17 protein-coding genes are annotated in these 22,072 nt (G+C 64.0%); 6 read left to right on the top strand and 11 right to left on the bottom strand.

Going from position 1 to position 22,072, the window contains the following annotated elements:
- Positions 1 to 112 precede the first annotated feature (112 nt).
- The 3 genes from ACF8C6_RS15240 to glnA all read right to left on the bottom strand — a co-directional run bounded on the left by ACF8C6_RS15240 (position 113) and on the right by glnA (position 2,857).
- Positions 113 to 736 (bottom strand): DUF4124 domain-containing protein, encoded by a 624-nt coding sequence (locus ACF8C6_RS15240; RefSeq protein WP_392500061.1) that lies wholly within the window; start codon positions 734 to 736, stop codon positions 113 to 115.
- A gap of 15 nt (positions 737 to 751) precedes the next feature.
- Positions 752 to 1,303 (bottom strand): DUF4124 domain-containing protein, encoded by a 552-nt coding sequence (locus ACF8C6_RS15235; protein WP_392500060.1) that lies wholly within the window; start codon positions 1,301 to 1,303, stop codon positions 752 to 754.
- Between the two features lie 147 nt (positions 1,304 to 1,450).
- Positions 1,451 to 2,857, bottom strand: coding sequence for a glutamate--ammonia ligase (glnA, locus tag ACF8C6_RS15230; protein ID WP_392500059.1), 1,407 nt, complete (start codon positions 2,855 to 2,857; stop codon positions 1,451 to 1,453).
- 334 nt (positions 2,858 to 3,191) lie between these two features.
- Here glnA and thiI point away from each other — a divergent pair, with 334 nt between their 5' ends.
- Both thiI and typA read left to right on the top strand, forming a co-directional pair.
- Positions 3,192 to 4,649, top strand: a complete 1,458-nt coding sequence (gene thiI, locus ACF8C6_RS15225) for a tRNA uracil 4-sulfurtransferase ThiI (protein ID WP_392500058.1) — start codon at positions 3,192 to 3,194, stop codon at positions 4,647 to 4,649.
- Between the two features lie 130 nt (positions 4,650 to 4,779).
- Entirely contained in the window at positions 4,780 to 6,597 is a 1,818-nt protein-coding gene (gene typA / locus ACF8C6_RS15220) for a translational GTPase TypA (RefSeq protein ID WP_392500057.1), read from the top strand.
- Between the two features lie 56 nt (positions 6,598 to 6,653).
- Here typA and ACF8C6_RS15215 read toward each other — a convergent pair whose 3' ends face one another.
- Both ACF8C6_RS15215 and ACF8C6_RS15210 read right to left on the bottom strand, forming a co-directional pair.
- Positions 6,654 to 7,529 carry an EamA family transporter gene (locus ACF8C6_RS15215; RefSeq protein ID WP_392500056.1) on the bottom strand — a complete coding sequence of 292 codons (876 nt, stop codon included), beginning with the start codon at positions 7,527 to 7,529 and terminating at the stop codon, positions 6,654 to 6,656.
- Between the two features lie 9 nt (positions 7,530 to 7,538).
- Positions 7,539 to 8,153: a nitroreductase family protein gene (locus tag ACF8C6_RS15210; RefSeq protein WP_392500055.1), complete on the bottom strand. Its 615-nt coding sequence runs from the start codon at positions 8,151 to 8,153 to the stop codon at positions 7,539 to 7,541.
- 103 nt (positions 8,154 to 8,256) lie between these two features.
- Here ACF8C6_RS15210 and ACF8C6_RS15205 point away from each other — a divergent pair, with 103 nt between their 5' ends.
- From ACF8C6_RS15205 to ACF8C6_RS15190, 4 genes are all read left to right on the top strand, one after another.
- Positions 8,257 to 9,156 carry a LysR family transcriptional regulator gene (locus tag ACF8C6_RS15205; RefSeq protein WP_392500054.1) on the top strand — a complete coding sequence of 300 codons (900 nt, stop codon included), beginning with the start codon at positions 8,257 to 8,259 and terminating at the stop codon, positions 9,154 to 9,156.
- A gap of 282 nt (positions 9,157 to 9,438) precedes the next feature.
- On the top strand, positions 9,439 to 11,499 hold the full coding sequence (locus tag ACF8C6_RS15200) for a methyl-accepting chemotaxis protein (RefSeq protein WP_392500053.1): 2,061 nt from the start codon (positions 9,439 to 9,441) through the stop codon (positions 11,497 to 11,499).
- A gap of 74 nt (positions 11,500 to 11,573) precedes the next feature.
- Entirely contained in the window at positions 11,574 to 13,331 is a 1,758-nt protein-coding gene (gene cptA, locus ACF8C6_RS15195) for a phosphoethanolamine transferase CptA (protein ID WP_392500052.1), read from the top strand.
- A gap of 146 nt (positions 13,332 to 13,477) precedes the next feature.
- On the top strand, positions 13,478 to 15,379 hold the full coding sequence (locus tag ACF8C6_RS15190; RefSeq protein WP_392500051.1) for an autotransporter domain-containing protein: 1,902 nt from the start codon (positions 13,478 to 13,480) through the stop codon (positions 15,377 to 15,379).
- 449 nt (positions 15,380 to 15,828) lie between these two features.
- Here the strand turns inward: ACF8C6_RS15190 and dctM are convergent, their stop codons facing one another.
- The 6 genes from dctM to ACF8C6_RS15160 all read right to left on the bottom strand — a co-directional run bounded on the left by dctM (position 15,829) and on the right by ACF8C6_RS15160 (position 21,759).
- Positions 15,829 to 17,112: a C4-dicarboxylate TRAP transporter large permease protein DctM gene (gene dctM / locus ACF8C6_RS15185; protein ID WP_392500050.1), complete on the bottom strand. Its 1,284-nt coding sequence runs from the start codon at positions 17,110 to 17,112 to the stop codon at positions 15,829 to 15,831.
- Positions 17,109 to 17,741 carry a TRAP transporter small permease gene (locus tag ACF8C6_RS15180; protein ID WP_392500049.1) on the bottom strand — a complete coding sequence of 211 codons (633 nt, stop codon included), beginning with the start codon at positions 17,739 to 17,741 and terminating at the stop codon, positions 17,109 to 17,111. The genes dctM and ACF8C6_RS15180 overlap by 4 nt, the downstream gene beginning before the upstream one ends.
- Positions 17,742 to 17,841: 100 nt before the next feature.
- Positions 17,842 to 18,831, bottom strand: a complete 990-nt coding sequence (gene dctP / locus ACF8C6_RS15175) for a C4-dicarboxylate TRAP substrate-binding protein DctP (protein WP_392500048.1) — start codon at positions 18,829 to 18,831, stop codon at positions 17,842 to 17,844.
- A 232-nt stretch (positions 18,832 to 19,063) separates the two neighbouring features.
- Entirely contained in the window at positions 19,064 to 19,462 is a 399-nt protein-coding gene (locus tag ACF8C6_RS15170; protein ID WP_392500047.1) for a YkgJ family cysteine cluster protein, read from the bottom strand.
- A gap of 332 nt (positions 19,463 to 19,794) precedes the next feature.
- A complete protein-coding gene (locus ACF8C6_RS15165) occupies positions 19,795 to 20,832 on the bottom strand; it encodes an AraC family transcriptional regulator ligand-binding domain-containing protein (RefSeq protein WP_392500046.1) in 1,038 nt (345 codons plus the stop codon).
- A gap of 9 nt (positions 20,833 to 20,841) precedes the next feature.
- On the bottom strand, positions 20,842 to 21,759 hold the full coding sequence (locus tag ACF8C6_RS15160; protein ID WP_392500045.1) for a GGDEF domain-containing protein: 918 nt from the start codon (positions 21,757 to 21,759) through the stop codon (positions 20,842 to 20,844).
- Positions 21,760 to 22,072: the final 313 nt, after the last annotated feature.

Raw genomic sequence — 22,072 nt, 5'->3', positions numbered from 1 at the left:
GCTGCAGGCGCGGGTCAGGCCATGTTTCGGCGCAGCTGCTGGCGCTGCGAGTGAACCAAAACAGGGAGAGCATAGATCTCGGTGCATTCTTATGCACCGATTTGGTGCTCGATCAAATGAAGGGCACGAAGGGGATGTCTCTGGGTTCTTTGGGTTTGTCGGCGATCGGGCACTCCGGGCGTACGCCCCAGTCGCCTTTTTTGCACGGATTGGTACGGCGTTTCTCGGCCAGCGAGATGCGCTTCATGTGGAAGGGTTGGCTGGGCGTGCGCTCGACGATACGGCCCTGGCTGTCGATGATTTCCACGGATATCTGGTGGGTGCCACGGTCGATGTTTTCCAGCGGAAATACCGGGCTGCGGCCGGCCTCGCCGGCGGGTTGACCGTCCAGGATCAGGCGGAAGCTGTGTCCAGGGTGCAGGGAGGGGTCGCTGCTGGCGGTGACGATCAGGTTGCCGGCCGCATCGCGGATGGTGGCATCGGGCTCGGGCACCAGGATGCGCAGCACGTCATAGGCCGGCTCGACCCGAGTGGTTGGGTAGGCCGGTATGGCGGCTGGCGGAGCCTGAGTGGGCGCCATTTTATTACTGGGTGCAATCTCCACCCGCTGCGCCTTTTCCGAGGGCGGCTGGTCGGTGAACACCCGGTTGCCCTCGGCGTCGATATAGGTGTAGACCCCGGCGTGTGCGGGCAGGCAGAACAGGCCAACTAGCAGGCAGAACAGCAGGCGGGGCATGGGGTTCCTTGGTGATCAGGGCGTGCGGGGTGTGGGTTTGGGTGGCGGGACGCGTGCCGGGCTGTTGGTGCTGATGCGCTGCACGGTAAAGATCACCGGTGCGCTCTGTTGTACCTGGCGTTCACCGCTGAGTACTTCTACAGCCAGACTATGTTCGCCGCGGTCGACATTGACCACCTGCAGGCGCGGTACGTTGCTCGGTTGGCCGTAGGGCTGGCCATCCAGCAGCAGGCGTAGCCGATGGCCCGGCATCAGGCGTGGAACGATGTTGACGTTAACGCTGAAGGTGCCGTTGTTGGCACGCAGGGCTTCTTCGCTGGGCAGGTCGGTCAGCTCCAGGGTCTGGTAGGGTGGGCCGCTGGCCTCGGGCTCTGCCGATTGCGCCGGAACCACGGGCTTCTGTGATTCCACCGTATTGGTCGGCGGCAGGCTCACGGCTTCCGTGCTCTGGCCTTCCGGTGGCTGGTTGGTGAACACCGTGTTGCCGTTGGCATCGGTGTATTTGTAGATCTGGGCGGCGGCCGGCAAGGCCAGGGCGCAGAGCAGGCAGGCAGTAAGCAGGCGCATCGTCGGGCTCCTGAGTGATCCTGCGGCAAGAGTTGCATCGCCGCTGCGGGTTGGCAAGCGGCGCTGCGGTGGGGCGTGGTCTGGTGCAACAAAATGGCAGAAAAAAAGAGGCCTCCCGAAGGAGGCCTCTTCTCTATCCGCGAAGGATTAGACGCTGTAGTACAGGTCGTATTCCAGCGGGTGTACGAAGGTGCGTACTTTGATTTCTTCTTCGGACTTCAGCTCGATGTAGGCATCGATGAAGTCGTCGGAGAATACGCCGCCCTTGGTCAGGAACGCACGGCCCTTGTCCAGCTCTTCCAGCGCTTCCTTCAGGCTGCCGCAAACCTGCGGGATGTTGGCAGCTTCTTCCGGCGGCAGGTCGTACAGGTTCTTGTCCGCAGCATCGCCGGGGTGGATCTTGTTCTGGATACCGTCCAGACCAGCCATCAGCAGTGCAGCGAAGGCCAGGTACGGGTTGGCAGCCGGGTCCGGGAAGCGCGCTTCGATGCGGCGGGCTTTCGGGCTGGAGACGTACGGGATGCGGATCGAGGCGGAACGGTTGCGAGCCGAGTAGGCCAGCATGACCGGAGCTTCGAAGCCCGGCACCAGACGCTTGTAGGAGTTGGTGGACGGGTTGGTGAAGCCGTTCAGGGCCTTACCGTGCTTGATGATGCCGCCGATGAAGTACAGGGCGGTATCGGAGAGGCCGGCATAGCCTTCGCCAGCGAAGGTGTTCTTGCCATCCTTGGAGATGGACATGTGTACGTGCATACCCGAACCGTTGTCGCCGTACAGCGGCTTCGGCATGAAGGTGGCGGTCTTGCCGTAGGCGTCGGCCACGTTGTGTACGCAGTACTTCAGGGTCTGAACTTCGTCAGCCTTGGCAACCAGGGTGTTGAACTTCACGCCGATTTCGTTCTGACCGGCAGTGGCCACTTCGTGGTGGTGCACTTCAACGACCAGGCCCATTTCTTCCAGGGCGTTGCACATGGCGGTACGGATTTCGTGGTCGTGGTCGACCGGCGGAACCGGGAAGTAGCCACCTTTGACGGCCGGGCGGTGGCCCTTGTTGCCGCCATCCACGTCCTGATCGGTCATCCACGAGCCTTGCTCGGAGTAGATCTTGAACATGGAGCCGGAGATGTCGGACTTGAACTTCACCTGGTCGAAGATGAAGAACTCAGGCTCCGGGCCGACGAATACGGTGTCACCGATACCGGTGGTCTTCAGGTATTCCTCGGCGCGCTTGGCGATGGAGCGCGGGTCACGGTCGTAGCCTTGCATGGTGCTCGGCTCGATGATGTTGCAGACGATGATGACGGTCGGTTCTTCGGTGAACGGATCCAGCACGGCGGTTTCGTCGACCGGCTGCAGGATCATGTCGGAGGCTTCGATGCCTTTCCAGCCGTGGATGGAGGAGCCGTCGAACATCTTGCCGTGCTCGAAGAAGTCTTCGTCCAGGGCGTCACGGGCCGGCATGGTCACGTGCTGCTGCTTGCCCTTGGTGTCGGTGAAGCGCAGGTCAACCCACTTCACGTCGTGTTCTTTGATCAGTTGAATCGCCTTCGACATGCTGTCCTCCAGGTGGAAAGGAAACAGGCACTTACCTGTCTCCGAAAAATTGGCGAAAGGCCGGGCGCGATAGTCGACCAGACCTGACTGCCTCACAAGGGAGCAAATTGCGTGCCAGTGCCCCGGAATGGGCAGAAGGGCTGCGGCGCAAGGGTGGCGGGGCTTGTGGCGTTTTTTTGAGCGCTTTTATGCACTCATCTGGTGCTTTAAAAAATCAATAGGCGCCAATTTGGTGCGTTAACCCTGCTTTTGCGGTTTTTGGTCAAAGCTTGAGCAATTTCCGCTATAATCCGCGCCCCTGTTTTTTGGCCTAGCTCCCGGCGCCCGTTTTCCCATGAAACTCATCGTCAAACCCTTCGCGGAAATCACCATCAAAAGCCGGCCGGTGCGCAAGCAGTTCATCCGCCAGCTGGCCAAGAACATCCGCACGGTGCTGCGCGATCTGGATCCGGCGCTGGACGTGCAGGGCGAGTGGGACAATCTTGATCTGATCAGCCAGGTCAGCTCACCGAAGGTGCAGGCCGAGATGTTCGAGCGCCTGCGCAACACGCCGGGTATCGCCCACTTCCTCGAAGTGCACGAATATCCCTACGTCGATTTCGATGACACCTTCGAGAAATGCCGCGCCCATTTCGGTGCGCAGATTGCCGGCAAGGTGTTCGCCGTGCGCTGCAAGCGCGCCGGCAATACCCACGACTTTTCCTCGGTAGAGCTGGCCACCCATGTCGGCAGCCGCCTGCGCCGCGAGTGCGGCGCCGCCGGTATCGACCTGAAGAAGCCCGAAGTCGAGGCGCGTTTTGAAGTGCGCTACGACCGTTTGCTGATCGTCCACGCCCAGCACGAAGGCCTGGGCGGCTACCCGCTGGGCTCGATCGAGCAGACCCTGGTGCTGATGAGCGGCGGCTTCGATTCCACCGTCGCCGCCTACCAGATCATGCGCCGCGGCCTGCTGACCCATTTCTGCTTTTTCAACCTCGGTGGTCGTGCCCATGAGCTGGGCGTGATGGAGGTGGCCCACTACCTGTGGCAGAAGTACGGCAGCTCGCACCGCGTACTTTTTATTAGTGTGCCGTTCGAGGAAGTGGTCGGCGAGATCCTCTCCAAGGTCGACAACAGTCACATGGGCGTGGTGCTCAAGCGCATGATGCTGCGTGCCTCCAGCCGCATCGCCGAAGAGCTGCACATCGATGCCCTGGTTACTGGCGAGGCGATCAGCCAGGTGTCCAGCCAGACCCTGCCGAACCTCTCGGTGATCGACGCGGTGACCGACACCCTGGTGCTGCGCCCGCTGATTACCGCGCACAAGCAGGACATCATCGATACCGCCACCGCCATCGGCACCGCCGAGTTCGCCAAGAACATGCCCGAGTACTGTGGGGTGATCTCGGTCAACCCCACTACCCGCGCCAAGCGTGGACGTGTCGAGCATGAAGAAAGCCTGTTTGATATGGCCGTGCTCGAACGCGCCCTGGAGCGTGCCACACGGGTGACCGTGGACAAGGTGATCGACGAGCTGGGCCAGGATGTGCAGGTCGAGGAAGTGGCCGAGGCGCTGGCCGGGCAGATCATTATCGACATCCGCCACCCGGATGCCGCCGAGGATGAGCCGCTGGAATTGCCGGGCATCGAGGTACAGCCTCTGCCGTTCTATGCGCTGAACAACAAGTTCAAGGAACTGGATGAGACCCGCCAGTACCTGCTGTATTGCGACAAGGGCGTGATGAGTCGCCTGCATGCTCACCATTTGCTCAGCGAGGGGCATGCCAATGTGCGCGTCTACCGCCCTCGCTAGAACCACGCGCCTGCTGGCCGAGGTCCGCCGCCGGCGGCCTCCCGACCCGCGCCTGACGTAATCGCCCATTCACAACGGCCAGGCACACTGCCAGGCCACAGCTTTCAGAATCCCTAATCGAGACGACATCGTGATCGAAAAACTGAGAAACATCGCCATCATCGCCCACGTCGACCATGGCAAGACCACCCTGGTAGATAAGCTGCTGAAGCTCTCCGGCACCCTCGACCGCAAAGAAGCGGAATCCGAGCGCGTGATGGACTCCAACGACCAGGAAAAAGAGCGCGGCATTACCATTCTGGCGAAGAACACCGCCATCAAGTGGAACGGCTACAACATCAACATCGTCGACACCCCCGGCCACGCCGACTTCGGTGGTGAAGTAGAGCGCGTGATGTCCATGGTCGACTCCGTGCTGCTGGTCGTCGACGCCCAGGACGGCCCGATGCCGCAGACCCGCTTCGTGACCCAGAAGGCGTTCAAGGCCGGCCTGCGTCCGATCGTGGTGGTGAACAAGGTCGACCGTCCGGGCGCGCGTCCGGACTGGGTCATCGACCAGATCTTCGACCTGTTCGACAACCTCGGTGCCACCGACGAGCAGCTGGACTTCCCGATCGTCTACGCCTCGGCCCTGAACGGCATCGCCGGCATGGATCACGAGAAGATGGACGACAACATGGATGCCCTGTTCCAGGCCATCATCGACCACGTGCCGGCCCCGGACGTCGACGTCGACGGCCCGTTCCAGATGCAGATCTCCCAGCTGGACTACAACAGCTTCCTCGGCGTGATCGGCATCGGCCGCATCGCACGCGGCAAGGTCAAGACCAACACCCCGGTCGTCGCCATCAGCGACGACGGCACCAAGCGCAACGGTCGTATCCTCAAGATCATGGGCCACTCCGGCCTGCAGCGCGTGGAAGTGGCCGAAGCCGAAGCCGGCGACATCGTCTGCGTCTCCGGCATGGACGAGCTGTTCATCTCCGACACCCTGTGCGACCCGCAGCACGTCGAGGCGCGCCCGCCGCTGACCGTCGACCAGCCGACCGTGAGCATGACCTTCCAGGTCAACGACTCGCCGTTCGCCGGCAAGGAAGGCAAGTTCGTCACCAGCCGCAACATCAAGGACCGTCTGGACAAGGAACTGCTGCACAACGTGGCGCTGCGCGTCGAGGCCGGTGATTCCGCCGAGAAGTTCAAGGTCTCCGGTCGTGGCGAGCTGCACCTGTCGGTACTGATCGAAACCATGCGCCGCGAAGGCTTCGAGCTGGCCGTGGGCCGCCCGGAAGTGGTGATCATCGAGAAGGACGGCGAGAAGCAGGAGCCCTACGAGAACGTCACCATCGACATCGAAGAGCAGCACCAGGGTCCGGTGATGGAGCAGATGGGCATGCGCAAAGGCGACATGACCAACATGATCCCCGACGGCAAGGGCCGTATCCGCCTGGAATACATCATCCCGGCGCGCGGCCTGATCGGCTTCCGTAACGCCTTCCTGACCATGACCTCGGGTACCGGCATCCTGACCTCGACCTTCGACCACTACGGTCCGGTCAAGGCCGGTGACGTGGCTCACCGCCAGAACGGCGTGCTGGTCTCCATGGCTACCGGTACTGCACTGACCTATTCCCTGGAAACCCTGCAGGATCGCGGCAAGCTGTTCCTGAGCCCGGGCGACGAAGTCTACGAAGGCCAGCTGGCCGGCATCCACAGCCGCGACAACGACCTGGTGATCAACCCGACCAAGGCCAAGAAGCTCGACAACATGCGCGCTTCCGGCAAGGACGAGACCATCTCCCTGACGCCGGCGCTGAAGTTCACCCTGGAGCAGGCGCTGGAATTCATCGACGAAGACGAGCTGGTGGAAGTGACGCCGAAGTCGATCCGTCTGCGCAAGAAGATGCTCAACGAGAACGACCGCAAGCGCTACGAGCGCAGCAAGGTCTAATCCTCGCGCAGTGAATGAAAAGCCCCCGTCGGAGTGATCCGGCGGGGGCTTTTTCTTTAGCTGCGCTGCAGCACCGGTTGGGGTGTGGCGCGTTGCGCCAGCTGGCCGAGCCAGACGCTGCCCAGCACCACGAGCATGCCCAGCAGTTGCAGCGGACTGAGGCTCTGCTGCAACAGCCCCCAGCCGAGCAGTACGGCACTGACCGGGCTGAGGAAGCCCAGCGAGGATACCGTTGCCGGCTCCAGACGGGCGATGCCGCGGAACCACAGCAGGTAGGTGAAGGCGGCGCCGATCAGGCTCAGGTAGGCGATGCCGGCCAGGTTGGGCAGTGACAGGCTCGGTGGCGTCGGCTCCAGCAGCAGAACCAGGGGAATCAGCAGCACGCCACCGGCCACCAGTTGCCAGGCGGTGAAGGTCAGGGTCGAGGTCGGCGGCTGCCAGCGGCGGCTGAGCACCACGCCCAGCGCCATGGACAGGGCACTGAGCAGACCGGCGGCGATGCCCAGCGGGTCCAGCGTCGCCTGTGGTGTCAGCACCAGCAGCGCCACGCCGAGCATTCCGGCCAGTGCGCCGACGATGGCCAGGCTGCGGATCGGCGTGCCCAGACTCAGGCGCGCCAGCCCGATCACCAGCAGCGGCTGCAGGGCACCCAGGGTGGCGGCGACGCCGCCGGGCAGGCGGTAGGCGGCGACGAACAGCAGGCTCCAGAACAGCGAGAAGTTCAGCGCGCCGAGCAGGAGCACCCGGCCCCACCAGCGCCCCTGGGGCAGCTGGCGCACCAGCAGGAGCAGCAACAGGCCGGCCGGCAGCGCGCGTAGCAGGGCCATGGTCAGCGGATAGCCCGGTGGCAGCAGCAGGGTGGTCACCACGTAGGTGCTGCCCCAGATCGCCGGGGCCAGGGCGGTGAGCAGAAGATCGGTCGAGCGGCTCATGACGTTACCTCAGGCGAGTTCGAGAATCTGCTGCAGCGGGCGGCGCGGTTTCTGCGGCCAGTTGCCGGGCGCGGCGCGGCCCATGGCCACCAGCATCACCGGGATCTCGTTGGCGCCGAGGCCGAAGCTGGTGGCCACGGCCGGAGCGTCGAAGCCGGTCATCGGGCAGGCACCGAGGCCCAGGGCCTGACCGGCCTGCATCAGCGTGGCGGCGGCCAGGGTGGCACTGCGCACGGCCTCGTCGCGGCGCGCCTGTGGTGAGTCGCGGTACAGCTGTTCGGCGGCCAGCTGCCAGCTGCGAGGCATGTTCGCCGGCATGAAGCCGGCCTCGACCGAGCTTTGTAGGCGCTCTGGCAGCTGCTCGGTGTCGGGCAGAACGCCGCAGAGAATGAAGGTCACGGCCGCTTCGCTGACCTTGGGCTGATCCCAGGCCAGCTGGCGCAGGCGTTGTTTGCCGGCGTTGCTGCGTACCGCGATGAAGCGCCAGTTCTGCAGGTTGAAGGCGCTCGGTGCGCGGCTGGCCCAGCCGATCAGCTCATGGATGGCGGCGTCATCCAGGTGCGTCTCGGGATCGAAGTGGTTGAGGGAGCTGCGTTGGGCGATGGCTGCGAGCAATGGATGCATGGGTGACACCTGTCGAGTGGGATTGAGGACAGGCTAATTCGTCACTCTGGGATTGATAATTGGCGTTAGGATTAACGCTCTATTTACTCGGAGTGTTGAATGCATGGACCGCTTCACGGCCCTCAATGTCTTTCGCCAGGTCGTCGAGCTCGGCAGTTTTGCTGCCGCTGCGCGTCAGTTGAGTCTGTCGCCGGCTGCGGTGAGCAAGAACATCAACGAGCTGGAGGCGCATCTGGCGGCGCGCCTGCTCCATCGCACCACGCGGCGACTGAGCCTGACCGAGGCGGGTAGCCGCTATTACGAGCAGGTGGCGCGGGTGCTTGATGACCTGAGCGAGGCCGACCAGTCGCTGGGGCCGCTCCAGCAGCAACCGAGCGGACTGCTGCGGGTCAGCGCACCGATGTCATTCACCTTGGTGCGCCTGGCCGAGTTGATGCCGCGCTTTCTCGAGCGCTATCCGCAGTTGTCGCTGGATTTGCAGTTGGAGGATCGGCGAGTCGATCTGATCAAGGATGGCTTCGACCTGGCGTTGCGCGGCAGCGATCGCCTGGAGGACTCCAGCCTGGTTGCGCGCCAGCTGACCACGCTCAACCATGTGTTGTGCGGCTCGCCGGAGTATTTCCAACGCCACGGCGAGCCATCCGAACCGGATGACCTGCGCCGGCTGGAATGCGTGCAGTTCACTCTGTCTGGGCATGCGGCGGAGTGGGAGTTCAAGCGTGGCGATGAAACGCGCCGCGTGCCGGTGCGCGGGCGCTATCGGGTCAACTCCAGCCTGGCACTCTGCACGGCGTTGCGCGGCGGGCATGGCGTCAGCCTGGTGCCGGAGCTCTATGTCCGCGAAGACCTGGCCGCGGGGCGTCTGCAGGCGGTGCTGAAGGATTGGCAGATGGTGCAGACGCAGCTCTATGCCATCTACCCGTCACGCCGTTACCTGCAGCCCAAGGTGCGGGCATTTGTCGACTTTCTGGTGCAGGAGCTGGGGCGCGATTCAACCGGATAGCCTCACGCGCGGCGGTGTGAGCCCCCTTCGTGGTGAATGCGTCCTGTGGCGCGCGGAGGTTGCCCTTGTGTGCGTGCGACCTTCAACGTGACGCCTTTTCGCACCTCGATGGCGCAATGCTTCTATCGTTAACCCTGTGAAGTCAGCCAGTCTTGCTTAACCCTCCGGCGTCCTCGCCTGATGCGCGCGACGATTGGCGGATAGCTGCAAACTGCGAGGTGCGTGGCTCGGCATTTGCTAGTCCAGACCTTTCGCAGTTTCGTCCGATTCAGGAGTTCGACGATGAATGCGCTGTTGCTGCCCGGGGTCGGAGCCCTGGAAAAATTCAGCTTCGCCCGCAAGTTCCAGCTGCTGGCACTGCTGTTCCTGCTGCCGCTTGGCTACGCCGCCTGGTCGATTGGCGACAACTACCTGGGCAAGCTCGACGTGGTCGATAGCGAGCATTCCGGGGTGATCCAGCTGCAGGCGCTGGATCGTGTCGAGCGAGCCCTGGTGGAGCAGCGCAACTTTACGGCCCGCTGGAAGTCCACCGAGCGTGGCCGTCAGGCCACGGATGAAACCCAGGCCGCCATGGCCCGCCTGCAGCAGCGCGAGAGTGATCTGGACCAGGCACTCGACCAGCTGCAGCAGACCCTCACGGACGAGGGGGCCAGTGAAGCGCTGCTGAACAGCCTGCAGGCCCTGCGCGGGCAGCGCGATGGCTTGCGCGCCCAGGCCCTGAGCAGCGTCGGCTGGTGGCCGGATGCCTACGACCGCTACAGCCTGGCTCTGCAGCAGCTCAACGTGCTGCGCGAGCTGGTGGCGACCGAGAGCGGGCTGATTCTCGACCCCTGGCTGGAAACCTACCTGCTGATGCAATTGGCCACCCAGGATGCGCCGCGCCTGCAGCAGCAACTCGGCGTGCTCGCCAGCGTCGGTCAGGGCGCGGTGGCGGCCGGTCAGTTCAGCCTGCAGAGCCGCCTGCAGCTGCGGGAAATTCGCACTGCCACCGGCGTCTCGCGCCAGCAGCTGGGCAAGCTTGGCGAGCGCCTGCGGGACGAGCTGCCGAAGTCCTTGTCCAGCTGGACGCAGAGCTATGCGCAGAGCCTTGAGGCGCTGGATGCCTGGCTCGCCGAACTGGATCAGAAAATGTACGGCGATGCCGGCCTGACGCTCGACGTGGCGGCGTTCGAGCAGGGCATGGACGGAGCGCATCGCCAGGTCGAGCAGCTGCAACAGGCCACCCTGCAGGCGCTCGATCAGCGCTTGCTGCAGTATCGCAGCAAGGCGCTGCAGGCACTGATTCTGACCCTCAGTGCCTTCGGTGTACTGGTACTGCTGGCACTCTATGCCCTGGCCTGCCTGCAGGCGTCGATCCGCGGCAGCAGCTGGCGCATCACCTCGCTGGCGCAGTCGTTGCGCGATGGCGATCTGCGCCGCCATGTGTCTGTGCACGGTAAGGATGAACTGGCCCTGATCGGCGCGGCCTTGAACGATGCCGTGGCGCAACTGCGAGGGTCGCTGCAGGGTGTCAACCGTGAGAGCGCCGAGCTGGGCGACACCGTGCTGGTACTTGGCGACGAGGCGCGGCGTGCCCTTGCCGCCGTGGAGGCACAACAGCAGCAGGTCAGCCAGATCGCCGCAGCCGCCACGCAGATGGCGGCCACCGCGCAGAGCGTGGCGGAGAACTGCGAGATGGCCGCGCAGGATGCCAGCCAGACCCGGCAGATTGCCGAGCAGAGCAACCAGCGCAGCCAGCAGACCACCGCCAGCATGCATCAGCTGACCGCGCGGCTGGGCGACACGGCTGCCGCGCTGGGCGAACTGCGGGAGCAGGCGCAGCAGATCGACCGGGTGGTGGATGTGATCAAGAGCATCGCCGAGCAGACCAACCTGCTGGCGTTGAATGCCGCCATCGAGGCTGCCCGCGCTGGCGAGGCCGGCCGCGGCTTTGCCGTGGTCGCCGACGAGGTGCGTTCGCTCTCGCAGCGCACCCAGGAGTCGACCCGCGAGATCAGCGCCACGGTCGAAGCCCTGCAGCGGGTGGTGCTGCAGTCTGTCGAGCTGATGCAGGCCGCCTGCGGCCAGGCCGAGGTCGAGGCCGGCTCGGTGACCGAGCTGGGCGAACACCTGGGGCAGATTGCCGGTGCCGTGCAGCGGGTCAGTGACATGCTTACCCAGATCGCCGCCGCCGTGGAGCAGCAGGCGGCCACGGCCGAGGAGGTCAGCGGCAATATCCAGCGCGTCGACCAGGCCGCCTCCGAGCTGTTGCAGGGGGCGCAGACGGTGCATGGCGTGGCTGACCGCCTGGGGCAGGGCAGCCGCAGTCTGGCGCACAATACCGCGCATTTTCATCTGGAGTAGGGCCTGGCGGTTTGACGCTTTTTTAACAATGGCCGCGGCACAGTGGCGTGGTTTTCTCTCATGGGTGAGCCGCGATGAGCACTGTGCAAACGCCTGCCGGGCCTGCTGGCCGGGTCGACTGGGCCGGCCTGGGCTGGGCCTTCCTGTTTTTCTGGTACTTCTCCGGCGTGACCCAGGGGCTGATCCAGCTGACCGGCACAGCCGGTTTTACCGGTTTTCGCCAGGCTTTCCTCTTGAGCAGCCTGTGGCTGATCCCGCTGCTGCTGTTCCCCGCGCGTGCACGTCTGCTGGCCGCGCTGATCGGCGTGCCCCTGTGGCTGTGCTCGCTGGCGGCGTTCGGTTACTTCCTGATCTACGGTCAGGAGTTCTCGCAGAGCGTCATCTTCATTCTCTTCGAGTCCAACCTGAGCGAAGGCAGCGAATACCTGACGCAGTACTTTGCCTGGTGGATGGTGCCGGTCTACCTGGCCTATGGTCTCGGTGCCTGGCTGCTGTGGCGCAAGGTCCGCCCGGTCTATCTGCCGCGTCGCGTGGCGCTGCTGGCCAGTGTGGCGTTGTTCACCCTTTCGCTGGGCTACCCCGCGATGCGCCAGTTCATCAAGCAGGATGATCCCCGCAGCGCTTTCGATCACTTTGCCGCACGTCTGGAGCCGGCTACGCCCTGGCAGTTGCTGGTGGGCTATCAGCAGTACCGCAGCCAGCTGGCCAACATGCAGGATCTGCTCGACGGCGCCAGCAAGATCGCCCCGCTGACCGCGTTGCAGGATGCCCATGCGGGGCAGCCGGCGACGCTGGTGCTGGTCATCGGCGAATCGACCAACCGCCAGCGCATGAGCCTGTATGGCTATGGTCGTGAAACCACGCCGGAACTGGACAAGCTGCGCGACCAGTTGCAGCGGTTCGATAACGTGGTTACGCCGCGCCCCTACACCATCGAGGCCCTGCAGCAGGTGCTGACCTTTGCCGACCAGCAGCACCCGGATGCCTACCTGAAGACGCCGTCGCTGGTCAGCCTGATGAAGCAGGCCGGCTATCGCACCTACTGGATCACCAACCAGCAGACCATGACCAAGCGCAACACCATGCTCACCACCTTCTCCAAGGAGGCCGACGAGCAGGTCTACCTGAACAACAACCGCGAGCAGAACGCCCGCCAGTATGACGGTGATGTGCTCGACCCCTTCGCCAAGGTGCTGGCCGACGCCGCGCCGCGCAAGTTCATCGTGGTGCACCTGCTCGGTACCCACATGAGCTACCAGTACCGCTATCCACCGGAATATGAGCGTTTCACCGACCGCAGCGGCGCGCCGGCGCACGTCACCGATGACCAACTGCCCACCTACAACAGCTACGACAATGCGGTGCTGTACAACGACTTCGTGGTCTCCAGCCTGATCAAGCGCTTTGCCGCCAGCGACCCCAACGGTTTCCTGCTGTACCTGTCCGACCATGGCGAGGCGGTGTTCGATGCCGCCAGGCCCGAGGTGCTGGGGCGCAACGAGGCTGCGCCGACCAGTCCGATGTACACCATCCCCTTCATGCTCTGGCAGTCGCCGAAATGGCAGGGCAAGGACTATCGCTTTGCCCGGCAGCGCCCCTACAGCAGCGCCAACCTGATCCACACCTGGGCCGAGCTGGCCGGGCTGCGCTTTGCCGAGCTGGACTCCAGCAAAAGCCTGGTCAGCCGTGACTTCAAGCCGATGCCGCTGCTGATCGGCGATCCGCACCAGCCACAGAACCTGATCGACTTCAGCCTGATCAAACCGAAGGCCACCACCGCGGGCGGGCTGGTCCTACAGGCGCCGGTAGAGGGTGGCGTACACCCTCTGTGAGCCCCACTGCGTCGGGGATTAGCTCGGTGCTGGTGCTGTCAGTCTTAGTAGGTAATTTGCGTGGAGTGATCGTGCGTTCTCGTTGTTCTGTCCATAAAGTCGCGGCGGCGTAGCCAACACAACAAGAACAATCGGGGACACTGATCATGAAGCGAGTTTTGACGCCGCTGGCGCTCGCCTGCCTGCTGGCAGGCCCCTCTTCGATTCATGCCGCGGCATACAACGGCATGGTGGTATTCGGCGACAGCCTGAGTGATGCCGGACAGTTCGCCATCGGTAGCAATCCGATCCGCTTCACCACGCAGATCGGGCCCTCCTATAGCTACTTCTCCAGTGAAGCATTCGGCAGCTCCTCACCGATGCTGATAGGGGAAGGGCTTGGTCTGGGCCAGCAAACGGCCTCCACCAGTGCCCTGCGCCAGAGTCAGGGGCTGGCCGACGGTGACAACTGGGCGGTCGGCGGCTACACCACTGCACAGATCTATCGCTCCATTACTCAGCCAGGTGGCTCGGTCGTCGCTTCCGGTGGCGTTCCGCTGCGTACCCGTGATGGCTATCTGGTCGGTGGGCGCGTGGCGAACGCCGACACGCTGTTCTACGTCAATGGCGGCGGTAACGATTTCCTGCAGGGGCTGGTGGTCAGCGTACCGACGGCCGAGGCCGCTGCTGTTCGGCTGGGCGACTCGCTGCGCGCGCTGCAGGCTGCCGGTGCTCGCTACATCATGACGCCGCTGTTGGTCGACGTGCCTAACCCGAGCACGGGCGGAGCGTTCAACCAGGCCCAGTTCGCCTTGTCGCAGGCCTACAATGCCGAGCTGGTGCGGCAGATGGTGAGTGTCGACGCCGAGGTGATTCCGCTCAACGTACCGCTGCTCTATCGCGAGGTGCTGGCGAGTCCGGCTGCCTTCGGTTTCGATGCCAGGCAGAACCTGACGGCAACCTGTTTTTACGCAGCTGCAATTACCGGTGCCACGGGTTGCCAAAACGCGACCTGGGGCTCAACGAGTGCGACACCTGATCCAAGCAAGCTGATCTATGCCGATCTGGTGCACCCGACTACCGCGATGCAGCAGATCCTCGCTGACCAGGGCTTGTCGATTCTGGCTGCTCCCTGGGAAGTCAGCCTGCTGCCGCAGGCCGCCGATACCGCGCTGGATAACGCGCGCGGCAAGCTCCAGCAGCAGTGGCTAGGCGACTGGGGGCGCTGGCAGGCGATCGGGCAGTGGCGTGGCTTCGCTGACGGCGGCGTCAGCCGTAGCGACTTTGACGGTGCCGATACCAGTGCCGAAGGGGATGGCAAGGGCAAGACCCTGAACCTGGGCGCCAGCTATCGTCTGGATCAGGACTGGCGCCTGGGCCTGGCGCTGGCGGTGGAGGATCAGGATCTGGAGCTGGGGGCGCGGGATTCCGAATACGGTCTGCGCAGCTACCTGGCCAGTGCCTTCGCCCAGTATGACGATGGCCAGTTGTGGGGCGACCTGACGTTAAGCGCAGGCTACCTGGACTATCACAGCCTGGAGCGCCGCTTCGCCCTGGGTATCACTACCCGTACCGAAGAGGGCGATACCGATGGCCAGACCTTGGCGATCGGCGGTCGGCTGGGTATCGACCTGGCGGCAAGCGAGCGCCTGCGTTTGCGCCCTTTCATCAGCGCCGACTACGCCCACACCGAGGTCAAGGGTTATCGCGAGAGCGGCGCCAGCTCTACGGCGCTTAGCTATGACGACCAGACACTGGAGTCCAAGCGACTGGGGGTTGGCCTGCAGGCCCGTTTCGCCCTGGCGGCCGATGCCGAGCTGTTCGGCGAGATCGCCCGTGAGTACGAGTTCGAGAACGATCAGCAGGACGTGGAAATGCAGCTGAACAGCGTCTCCGGCCTGGACTTTGAGCTCAAGGGCTACGAGCCGGATGCCGATGTGACCCGTGCCACCCTCGGCCTGCGCCAGCAGCTGGCCAAGGATCTGGCCTGGCAGCTGGGTTACAGCTACCAGCACAGCGGCGATGACGATCAGCACGGCATCAGCCTGGGGCTGGTGCTCGACTGGTAACCAGCAAACTGTCCTGCAGCCACTGCTTGAGCCAGCCTGCGGCCAGGGCTGGCGCCTGTTCGCTGTGGCGGCTCAGGCTCTCGCACCATTCGGCAAAACGGGCGCCGCCTTGCAGGTAGTGCAGGGCGGCGCCTTCTTTTGGGCTCGCTGCGCGGTAGCGATATATCCGTGCCTGGCGCCAAACCGGCTACCACGCCGCGGCGGCCTGCGTTTGGCTGCCGGGAAATTCAGCGCCTTTCTTCACGGCGCGCCCCAGCATCACGCTGTTATAGCGACAAGGCAGGCGCTGCTGGGGTGGGCGGCTAACTTCAGCGTTGGTCAGGGCCGCGCCGCTCAGTGGGCCGGTCGGAGGCCGGGCATCACACTAGAGTCGGTCGCCCGAAAGGCGTTATGGCTCACGCAAAAAAAGCCCGGCACAAGGCCGGGCAAAGTTGCTGAGTAGCTCGGGGTCAGTTCATGCCGATCCAGTTGGGCAGTCCCAGGGAGATGAAGGGCACGTAGGTGACCAGCATCAGGAAGGCCAGCAGGATCATCAGCCACGGCAGGGCCGCGCGGATGGTGGCGGTCAGCGGCATGCCGGTAACTGCGGAGCTGACGAACAGGTTGAGGCCCACCGGCGGGGTGACCAGACCGATCTCCAGGTTGACCACCATGATGATGCCCAGGTGGATCGGGTCGATACCCAGTTGCGTGGCGATGGGGAACAGGATCGGCGCCAGGATCAGGATGATCGCCGAAGGCTCCATGAAGGCGCCGGCGATCAGCAGCACGATGTTCACCACCAGCAGGAAGGTGATCGGCGTCAGACCGGCCTCGATCACCCAGGCGGTGATCTGCTGCGGCAGCTGCTCGGTGGTCAGCACGTGGGCGAAGAGCATGGCGTTGGCGATGATGAACATCAGCATGATGCTCAGCTTGCCGGACTCCAGCAGCACCTTGGGTACCTCGGTGACGCGCAGGTCCTTGTACACGAACAGGGCGATGAAGGCCGAGTACACCGCCGCCACGGCGGCCGCCTCGGTGGGGGTGAACATGCCGGAGTAGATGCCGCCGAGGATGATCACCATCAGCAGCAGGCCCCAGATCGCCTTGCGCGCGGCGCCAAGCCATTCGCGGAAAGTAGCCCGCGGCAGGGCCGGCAGGTTCTTCTTCACCGCGACGATGTAGATCGCGATCATCAGGGTCAGGCCCAGCAGCACGCCCGGTACCACGCCGGCCATGAACAGCTTGCCCACCGAAGTTTCGGTGGCGGCGGCGTACACCACCATGACGATGCTCGGCGGAATCAGGATGCCCAGAGTGCCGGCGTTGCAGACGATGCCCGCGCCGAACTCCTGCGGGTAACCGGAACGCACCATGCCGGCGATGGCGATGGAGCCGACCGCTGCCACGGTTGCCGGCGACGAGCCGGACAGTGCGGCGAACAGCATGCAGGCCAGTACCGCGGCAATCGCCAGGCCGCCACGGATGTGGCCGACGCAGGCGTTGGCGAAGTCGATCAGGCGACGCGCCACGCCGCCGGTGGTCATGAAGGCGCCGGCCAGGAGGAAGAACGGAATCGCCAGCAGGGTGTAGTGCTCGCTGGTCTCGAACAGCTTGATCGCCAGCGAGCGCACCGAGTCGGGGCTGAAGAAGATGATGGTCAGCGAGCCGGCCAGGCCAAGGGAAATGGCGATCGGTACGCCGATGAACATCAGCAGGAACAGCATGAAGAACAGGAACAGCACGGTCATGGTTTGTGCTCCTCATGCTCGGACAGTTTGACGGCTTCGGCGGCCTCGTCGGCCAGGCCCAGGCCGGTCTGCTGGCCGCGCAGGATGCGCACCAGGATCTCGGCAAAGCGGATGAACACCAGGGCGAAACCCAGCGGAATGATCAGGCCGATGTGCCACTGCATGATGCCGTAGTGGCCCAGATCCTCGGCGCCGATGGCAGCAGTGAACAGCGTCTGCACCCACTCGAAGCTGGCCACGCCGATCAGCGCGGCATAGCCCAGGCAGCACAGGCAGGCGATCACGCCGATCACGCGCTGGATGTGCTTGGGTGCCAGCTTGACCAGCGCATCCACGCCGATATGGCCGGCGGTACGCACGCCATAGGCCAGGCCGAAGAAGATCAGCCAGGCAAACAGGGCCTTGGTCAGCGCATTGCTCCAGGTCATGGCCTGGGCGGCTTCGAGGATGATGTCGCCAATGGCGAACAGCAGTTCGCTGGCCCCTTCCCAGCGGTCGGCCAGGTTGTAGAACAGGGTATAGAGGTTGTTGAGGATGACGTAGACGAAAGTCACCAGCGTCATGGACCCCAGGAGGAAGGCGATGAAGGCCTCCTCGAAGTGATCCCAGAGTCGCCGCAAGGCAGTCATGTTGGGTTCTCCAGCGTGATGGGCAAGACCCCACGACGGACTATCGGCAGGGTCTGTGGTTGCGGGCAGGTGCCCGCAACACGGGTGGCTCGGGCCACTCTTACTGGTTGGCGGCTTCGGCGGCCTTGATCAGGTCAGGACCGATCTCGCCTTCGAACTTCTGCCACACCGGCTTCATCGCTTCGCGCCACTTGGCACGCTGCTCAGGCGTGAGGGTGAGGATCTCGGTGGTCTTGGCGTCGAGGATGCGCTGCTTGTCGCCCTGGTTCAGCGCGTCCGCCTGCTTGTTCACCTCGGCGGTGACTTCGACGACGATCTTGCCCAGCTCGCTGCGCACGTCTTCCGGCAGGCCGTTCCAGAACTTGGTGTTGGTGATCAGCATGTAGTCCAGCAGGCCGTGGTTGGACTCGGTGATGTACTTCTGCACCTCATGCATCTTCTGGCTGTAGATGTTCGAGTAGGGGTTCTCGGCACCGTTGACCACGCCGGTCTGCAGGCCCTGGTAGACCTCGGCGAAGCTCATCTTGCGCGGGTTGGCGCGCACGGCCTTGAACTGCTCTTCCAGTACGGCGGAAGCCTGTACGCGGAACTTCTGGCCACGGGCATCCTTGGGTTCGAGCAGCGGCTTGTTGGCCGACAGTTGCTTCAGGCCGTTGTGCCAGTAGGCCAGGCCGGTGATGCCCTTGGATTCCATCGAGGTCAGCAGCTGCTGGCCTTCAGGGCTCTGCTGGAAGCGGTCGACCGCGGCCATGTCGTCAAACAGGAAGGGCAGGTCGAACACCTGCAGCTGCTTGGTGTACTGCTCGAACTTGGCCAGCGACGGGGCGATGATCTGCACGTCGCCGAGCAGCAGCGCTTCCATTTCCTTGCCGTCACCGAACAGCGAGGAGTTCGGGTAGACCTCGACCTTGACCTTGCCGGGCAGGCGCTCTTCGGCGAGCTTCTTGAACATGATCGCGCCCTGGCCTTTCGGCGTGCTGTCGGCGACCACGTGGGAGAACTTGATGACAATCGGATCGGCGGCCTGGGCCAGGCTGGAAATGCCGAAGGACAGGGCGCAGGCGAGCGCCATGGCAGTCTGCTTGAACATGCGGAGTTTTCCTTTGTTGTGATTGTTGGGTCGAAGCGCGTGGCACGCCTCGCTTACTTAAACACTGTAGACGGGGCGGCATCGGGGGTAGCTATAGCAACCCGGATGCCAGCTCGGAAAACGCCTGCAGCCCACTGTTTTCGCGGGCCTCGCTCACTGCGGTGGCGGATTTTCGCCAGGTGATAGGAAATACCTGGCGAAATTCCGCCAGCGCCTGTCGGAGATTCTGATGTTACGACTGCTTGGGGCGCCAGGCGCAGTAACCGGGGCGTGGACCGATGCGCGGATGGTTGCGGCAGGTGTCCGGGCGCTTGTCGTAGATGGTGCACAGGCGCGTCTTGCGGTCCAGGTACATGCAGTCGTTGTTGCTCATGCGGGTCAGGGTGAAGATCCCCGACTTGGCGTTGAAGCGTTCGATCATGCCGTCCTTCTGCAGGCGCTTGGCGATGTTCTTCGGCGGCTCGCCGCGCTCGAATTCGTCGACCAGGCCGATGCGGATCAGGTCGCTGATGCGCACTTCCACTGGCAGGGTGCAGCAGGTGGACATGCAGCTGGTGCACATGTCCTTGTTGTACTTGCTCCAGGTTTCCAGGCGGTCGACTTCGGCGGCGGCGATCAGTTGCGGTTTCATGTTCGGGCTCGGTTGCGCGCTGGCGCAGGATCAGGGCGCGCGATCATAGCCGGCGCATGGCGTTTGTGAACCCTTTCCCGCTCGGTGGCAATGTAAGCTTTGGCTTACACGGTGTGCCGGCGAACGCTGCTGTCAGCTTGCCAGCTGCAAGATTAATCTTGCTTTCAAGGACTTAGCGCAGGAAGCGCACCAGAAATAACAGGGACATGAGGGATTGTTCGCCAGGACGGCGCACCGATCACGGATGTCAGGAAACAGTCTGCAGAGCCCCGCATGAGCGGGGTTTTCTTTTTCTGCGACGGCAAACGTCGCCCGCTTCTTTTCTCCCCCATTTACCCTATCTGCCAGAGCTGGCGCATGGCGCTGGGCACCAGGCCGGTCCAGCGCTTGAACGAGCGACGGAAGTTGGTGGCGTCGTGGAACTGCAGGTAGGCCGCCACCTCGTCATTGCTCTGCCCCTGAACCTGATAGAGATATAGCGCCATGTGCTTGCGCGCCAGGTCGAGCTGCTCCTGAAAGTGCGTGCCGTGTTTGTGCAGTTTGCGCTTGAGGGTCGAGGGGCTCATGCCCAGGGCCAGGGCCACGCTTTCCAGCTGCGGTGGCTGACGCAGGTTGGCCAACAGGTGGCGGTACAGGTGATCGAGCAGGCTGGCGCTGAAGCCCAGTGCCTGCAGTTGCTGCTCGCCCTGCTGGGTGGCGACCAGGCCGGCGGTTTGCGCTGCGCCGGGCCAGGGCTGGTGCAGGTACTGGCGCGGCAGGCTGAGCAGGTCCATCGGCGCTTCGAAGCGCACGTTCTCGCCCAGATGCACCCAGTACTGCTCCACCTGGCGCGGTCGCGGACGGGCCAGGCTGACCTGCCAGGGCAGCGGCGCGCCGGCCAGCCAGCGGCTCATGGCCAGCACGGCGGTCATCGCCGACTCGACCAGGAAGCGCTGTTGATTGCCGGCGCCGCAGCTGTCCAGCCAGTACAGGTGTACGCGCTGCTCGTCTAACAGCAGACGCGGGCTGAGCAGAGGGCTGAGCAGGGCGCGCTGGCGGCGCAGGATGTCCAGCGCCTGGCCCAGGTTGGCGGCGTGCTGCAGCGCATGACTGGCGGCGCCATAGTGGCCGGGCAGCAGTCGCTGGCCGAACAGGAAGCGGGTGTCGTCGGCCGCCAGCAGACGCTCGCCGTTGTCGAGCAACTGCAGGAACTGCTGCGGGCTTAGCAGGGCCTGGCCACCGAGCAGGTCTTCGTGGAAAAGGCCGGTGCCGCGTAGCAGGCGGTGGCTGTCGATGCCGCGTGACAAGGCCAGGTCGACCAGCACCGCCGGCTGCCAGTGGCCGGGAATGAAGCGGCTGTCGTTTTCGTACCAGCAGGTCTTAAGCGTCATGCTCGGGCCTCAGGCGCTGCGTGGGTAGGCAGGCTGCTTGGCGCGGGCCAGGGCCTGGTTGAGGCGCTGCAGCAAACTTTCGGCATCGTCCTGCAGGGCCATCACGCTGGCCACGCTGGCGCGCAGTTGCAGGCGCTCGCCATGGGCGCGGGCCTTGTGTGCCAGGGCCTCGACGGCCTGGCGCAGCTCCTCGGCCAGTTGCCGGGCCTGGCTTTCGCCGGTGTTGGGCAGCAGCACTACGAAGCGGTCGCCGGCCAGGCGGCAGAGCAGGTCCTGGTGGCGCAGATTGAGCAGCAGCAACTGGCTCAGCGCCTGCAGCACACGGTCGCCCTCGGCATGGCCGTGCAGGTGATTGATGCGGCTGAAATCGTCCAGGTCGAGGATCACCAGTGACAGCGGCTGTTGGGCGCTGCGGGAGTGCTCCAGCGCCTGATCCAGCTGACGACGCAGGTACTCGGCGGTGTTCAGCGGGGTCAGGTTGTCGAACAGACGGTGTTCGCGGAACAGGCGCTCGCGCTTTTCCATCTGCGCGCTGATGGCCAGCTGCTCACGGTGCCAGTGATAGATGCCGAGGGTCAGCAGCACCAGGCCGAAAGGCATGGGCGCCGACTCCAGCCAGTGGTCCCAGCTGATGCTGTCGGGCAGCTTGATGAACTCGTCAAGGGCGTCCACCCACCAGGAGAAGAACACCAGACCCAGGCCCATGGCGAGGAAGCTGGTGACCCGCCCAGCGGGCCGGCTCTTCAGTACCAGGCCCAGCCAGACCAGGCACAGCAGGGCCGAGCCGCCTTCGCCGAGGATGTCCAGCCAGACCCACTCGGCCAGCGGCTTGATCTGTCCGGCGCCCAGGTGCAGGAGCAGGGCGAGGTTGGCGGCGACGAGCAGGGCGGCCAGTTTCAGGCGGTGCAGTCTGAGCAGGGAAGGCATGTGTAGGGCTCCGTGTAGCGTTGCGCGTCAGCAGAGCAGAGCCATATGACGGAATGGTTGCAGCGGGGGAGGTCGATTTGGCTCAGGGATTTTTTGTTGCCATTCGATGGTCGAGGGCTCTTGTGGGAGCCGATATTTCAGGCGTAGGTTGGGTTGAGTCGCAAAGCGATGAAGCCCAACGGCGGAGTTGTACAGGTGTTCGGCTGTTGGGCTTCGCTGCGCTCAACCTACGCGGCCCGACCCAACCTACATGTCGCACCTGTGCAGCCAGCTGCCAGGTCATTTCAGTTCAATTGCTTGGGTAAACCCTGGC

The sequence above is a fragment of the Pseudomonas sp. zbq_18 genome, assembly GCF_043102245.1.
Classification (GTDB): Bacteria; Pseudomonadota; Gammaproteobacteria; order Pseudomonadales; family Pseudomonadaceae; genus Aquipseudomonas.
This window is presented reverse-complemented; position numbering and strand designations above follow the sequence as displayed.

What these genes read in the sequence shown, in the direction of transcription:
- ACF8C6_RS15240 (WP_392500061.1), bottom strand. Translation starts at nt 736, where the DNA reads ATGCCCCGCCTGCTGTTCTGCCTGCTAGTTGGCCTGTTCTGCCTGCCC.
- ACF8C6_RS15235 (WP_392500060.1), bottom strand. Translation starts at nt 1,303, where the DNA reads ATGCGCCTGCTTACTGCCTGCCTGCTCTGCGCCCTGGCCTTGCCGGCC.
- glnA (WP_392500059.1), bottom strand. Translation starts at nt 2,857, where the DNA reads ATGTCGAAGGCGATTCAACTGATCAAAGAACACGACGTGAAGTGGGTT.
- thiI (WP_392500058.1), top strand. Translation starts at nt 3,192, where the DNA reads ATGAAACTCATCGTCAAACCCTTCGCGGAAATCACCATCAAAAGCCGG.
- ACF8C6_RS15215 (WP_392500056.1), bottom strand. Translation starts at nt 7,529, where the DNA reads ATGAGCCGCTCGACCGATCTTCTGCTCACCGCCCTGGCCCCGGCGATC.
- ACF8C6_RS15210 (WP_392500055.1), bottom strand. Translation starts at nt 8,153, where the DNA reads ATGCATCCATTGCTCGCAGCCATCGCCCAACGCAGCTCCCTCAACCAC.
- ACF8C6_RS15205 (WP_392500054.1), top strand. Translation starts at nt 8,257, where the DNA reads ATGGACCGCTTCACGGCCCTCAATGTCTTTCGCCAGGTCGTCGAGCTC.
- ACF8C6_RS15200 (WP_392500053.1), top strand. Translation starts at nt 9,439, where the DNA reads ATGAATGCGCTGTTGCTGCCCGGGGTCGGAGCCCTGGAAAAATTCAGC.
- cptA (WP_392500052.1), top strand. Translation starts at nt 11,574, where the DNA reads ATGAGCACTGTGCAAACGCCTGCCGGGCCTGCTGGCCGGGTCGACTGG.
- ACF8C6_RS15190 (WP_392500051.1), top strand. Translation starts at nt 13,478, where the DNA reads ATGAAGCGAGTTTTGACGCCGCTGGCGCTCGCCTGCCTGCTGGCAGGC.
- dctM (WP_392500050.1), bottom strand. Translation starts at nt 17,112, where the DNA reads ATGACCGTGCTGTTCCTGTTCTTCATGCTGTTCCTGCTGATGTTCATC.
- ACF8C6_RS15180 (WP_392500049.1), bottom strand. Translation starts at nt 17,741, where the DNA reads ATGACTGCCTTGCGGCGACTCTGGGATCACTTCGAGGAGGCCTTCATC.
- dctP (WP_392500048.1), bottom strand. Translation starts at nt 18,831, where the DNA reads ATGTTCAAGCAGACTGCCATGGCGCTCGCCTGCGCCCTGTCCTTCGGC.
- ACF8C6_RS15170 (WP_392500047.1), bottom strand. Translation starts at nt 19,462, where the DNA reads ATGAAACCGCAACTGATCGCCGCCGCCGAAGTCGACCGCCTGGAAACC.
- ACF8C6_RS15165 (WP_392500046.1), bottom strand. Translation starts at nt 20,832, where the DNA reads ATGACGCTTAAGACCTGCTGGTACGAAAACGACAGCCGCTTCATTCCC.
- ACF8C6_RS15160 (WP_392500045.1), bottom strand. Translation starts at nt 21,759, where the DNA reads ATGCCTTCCCTGCTCAGACTGCACCGCCTGAAACTGGCCGCCCTGCTC.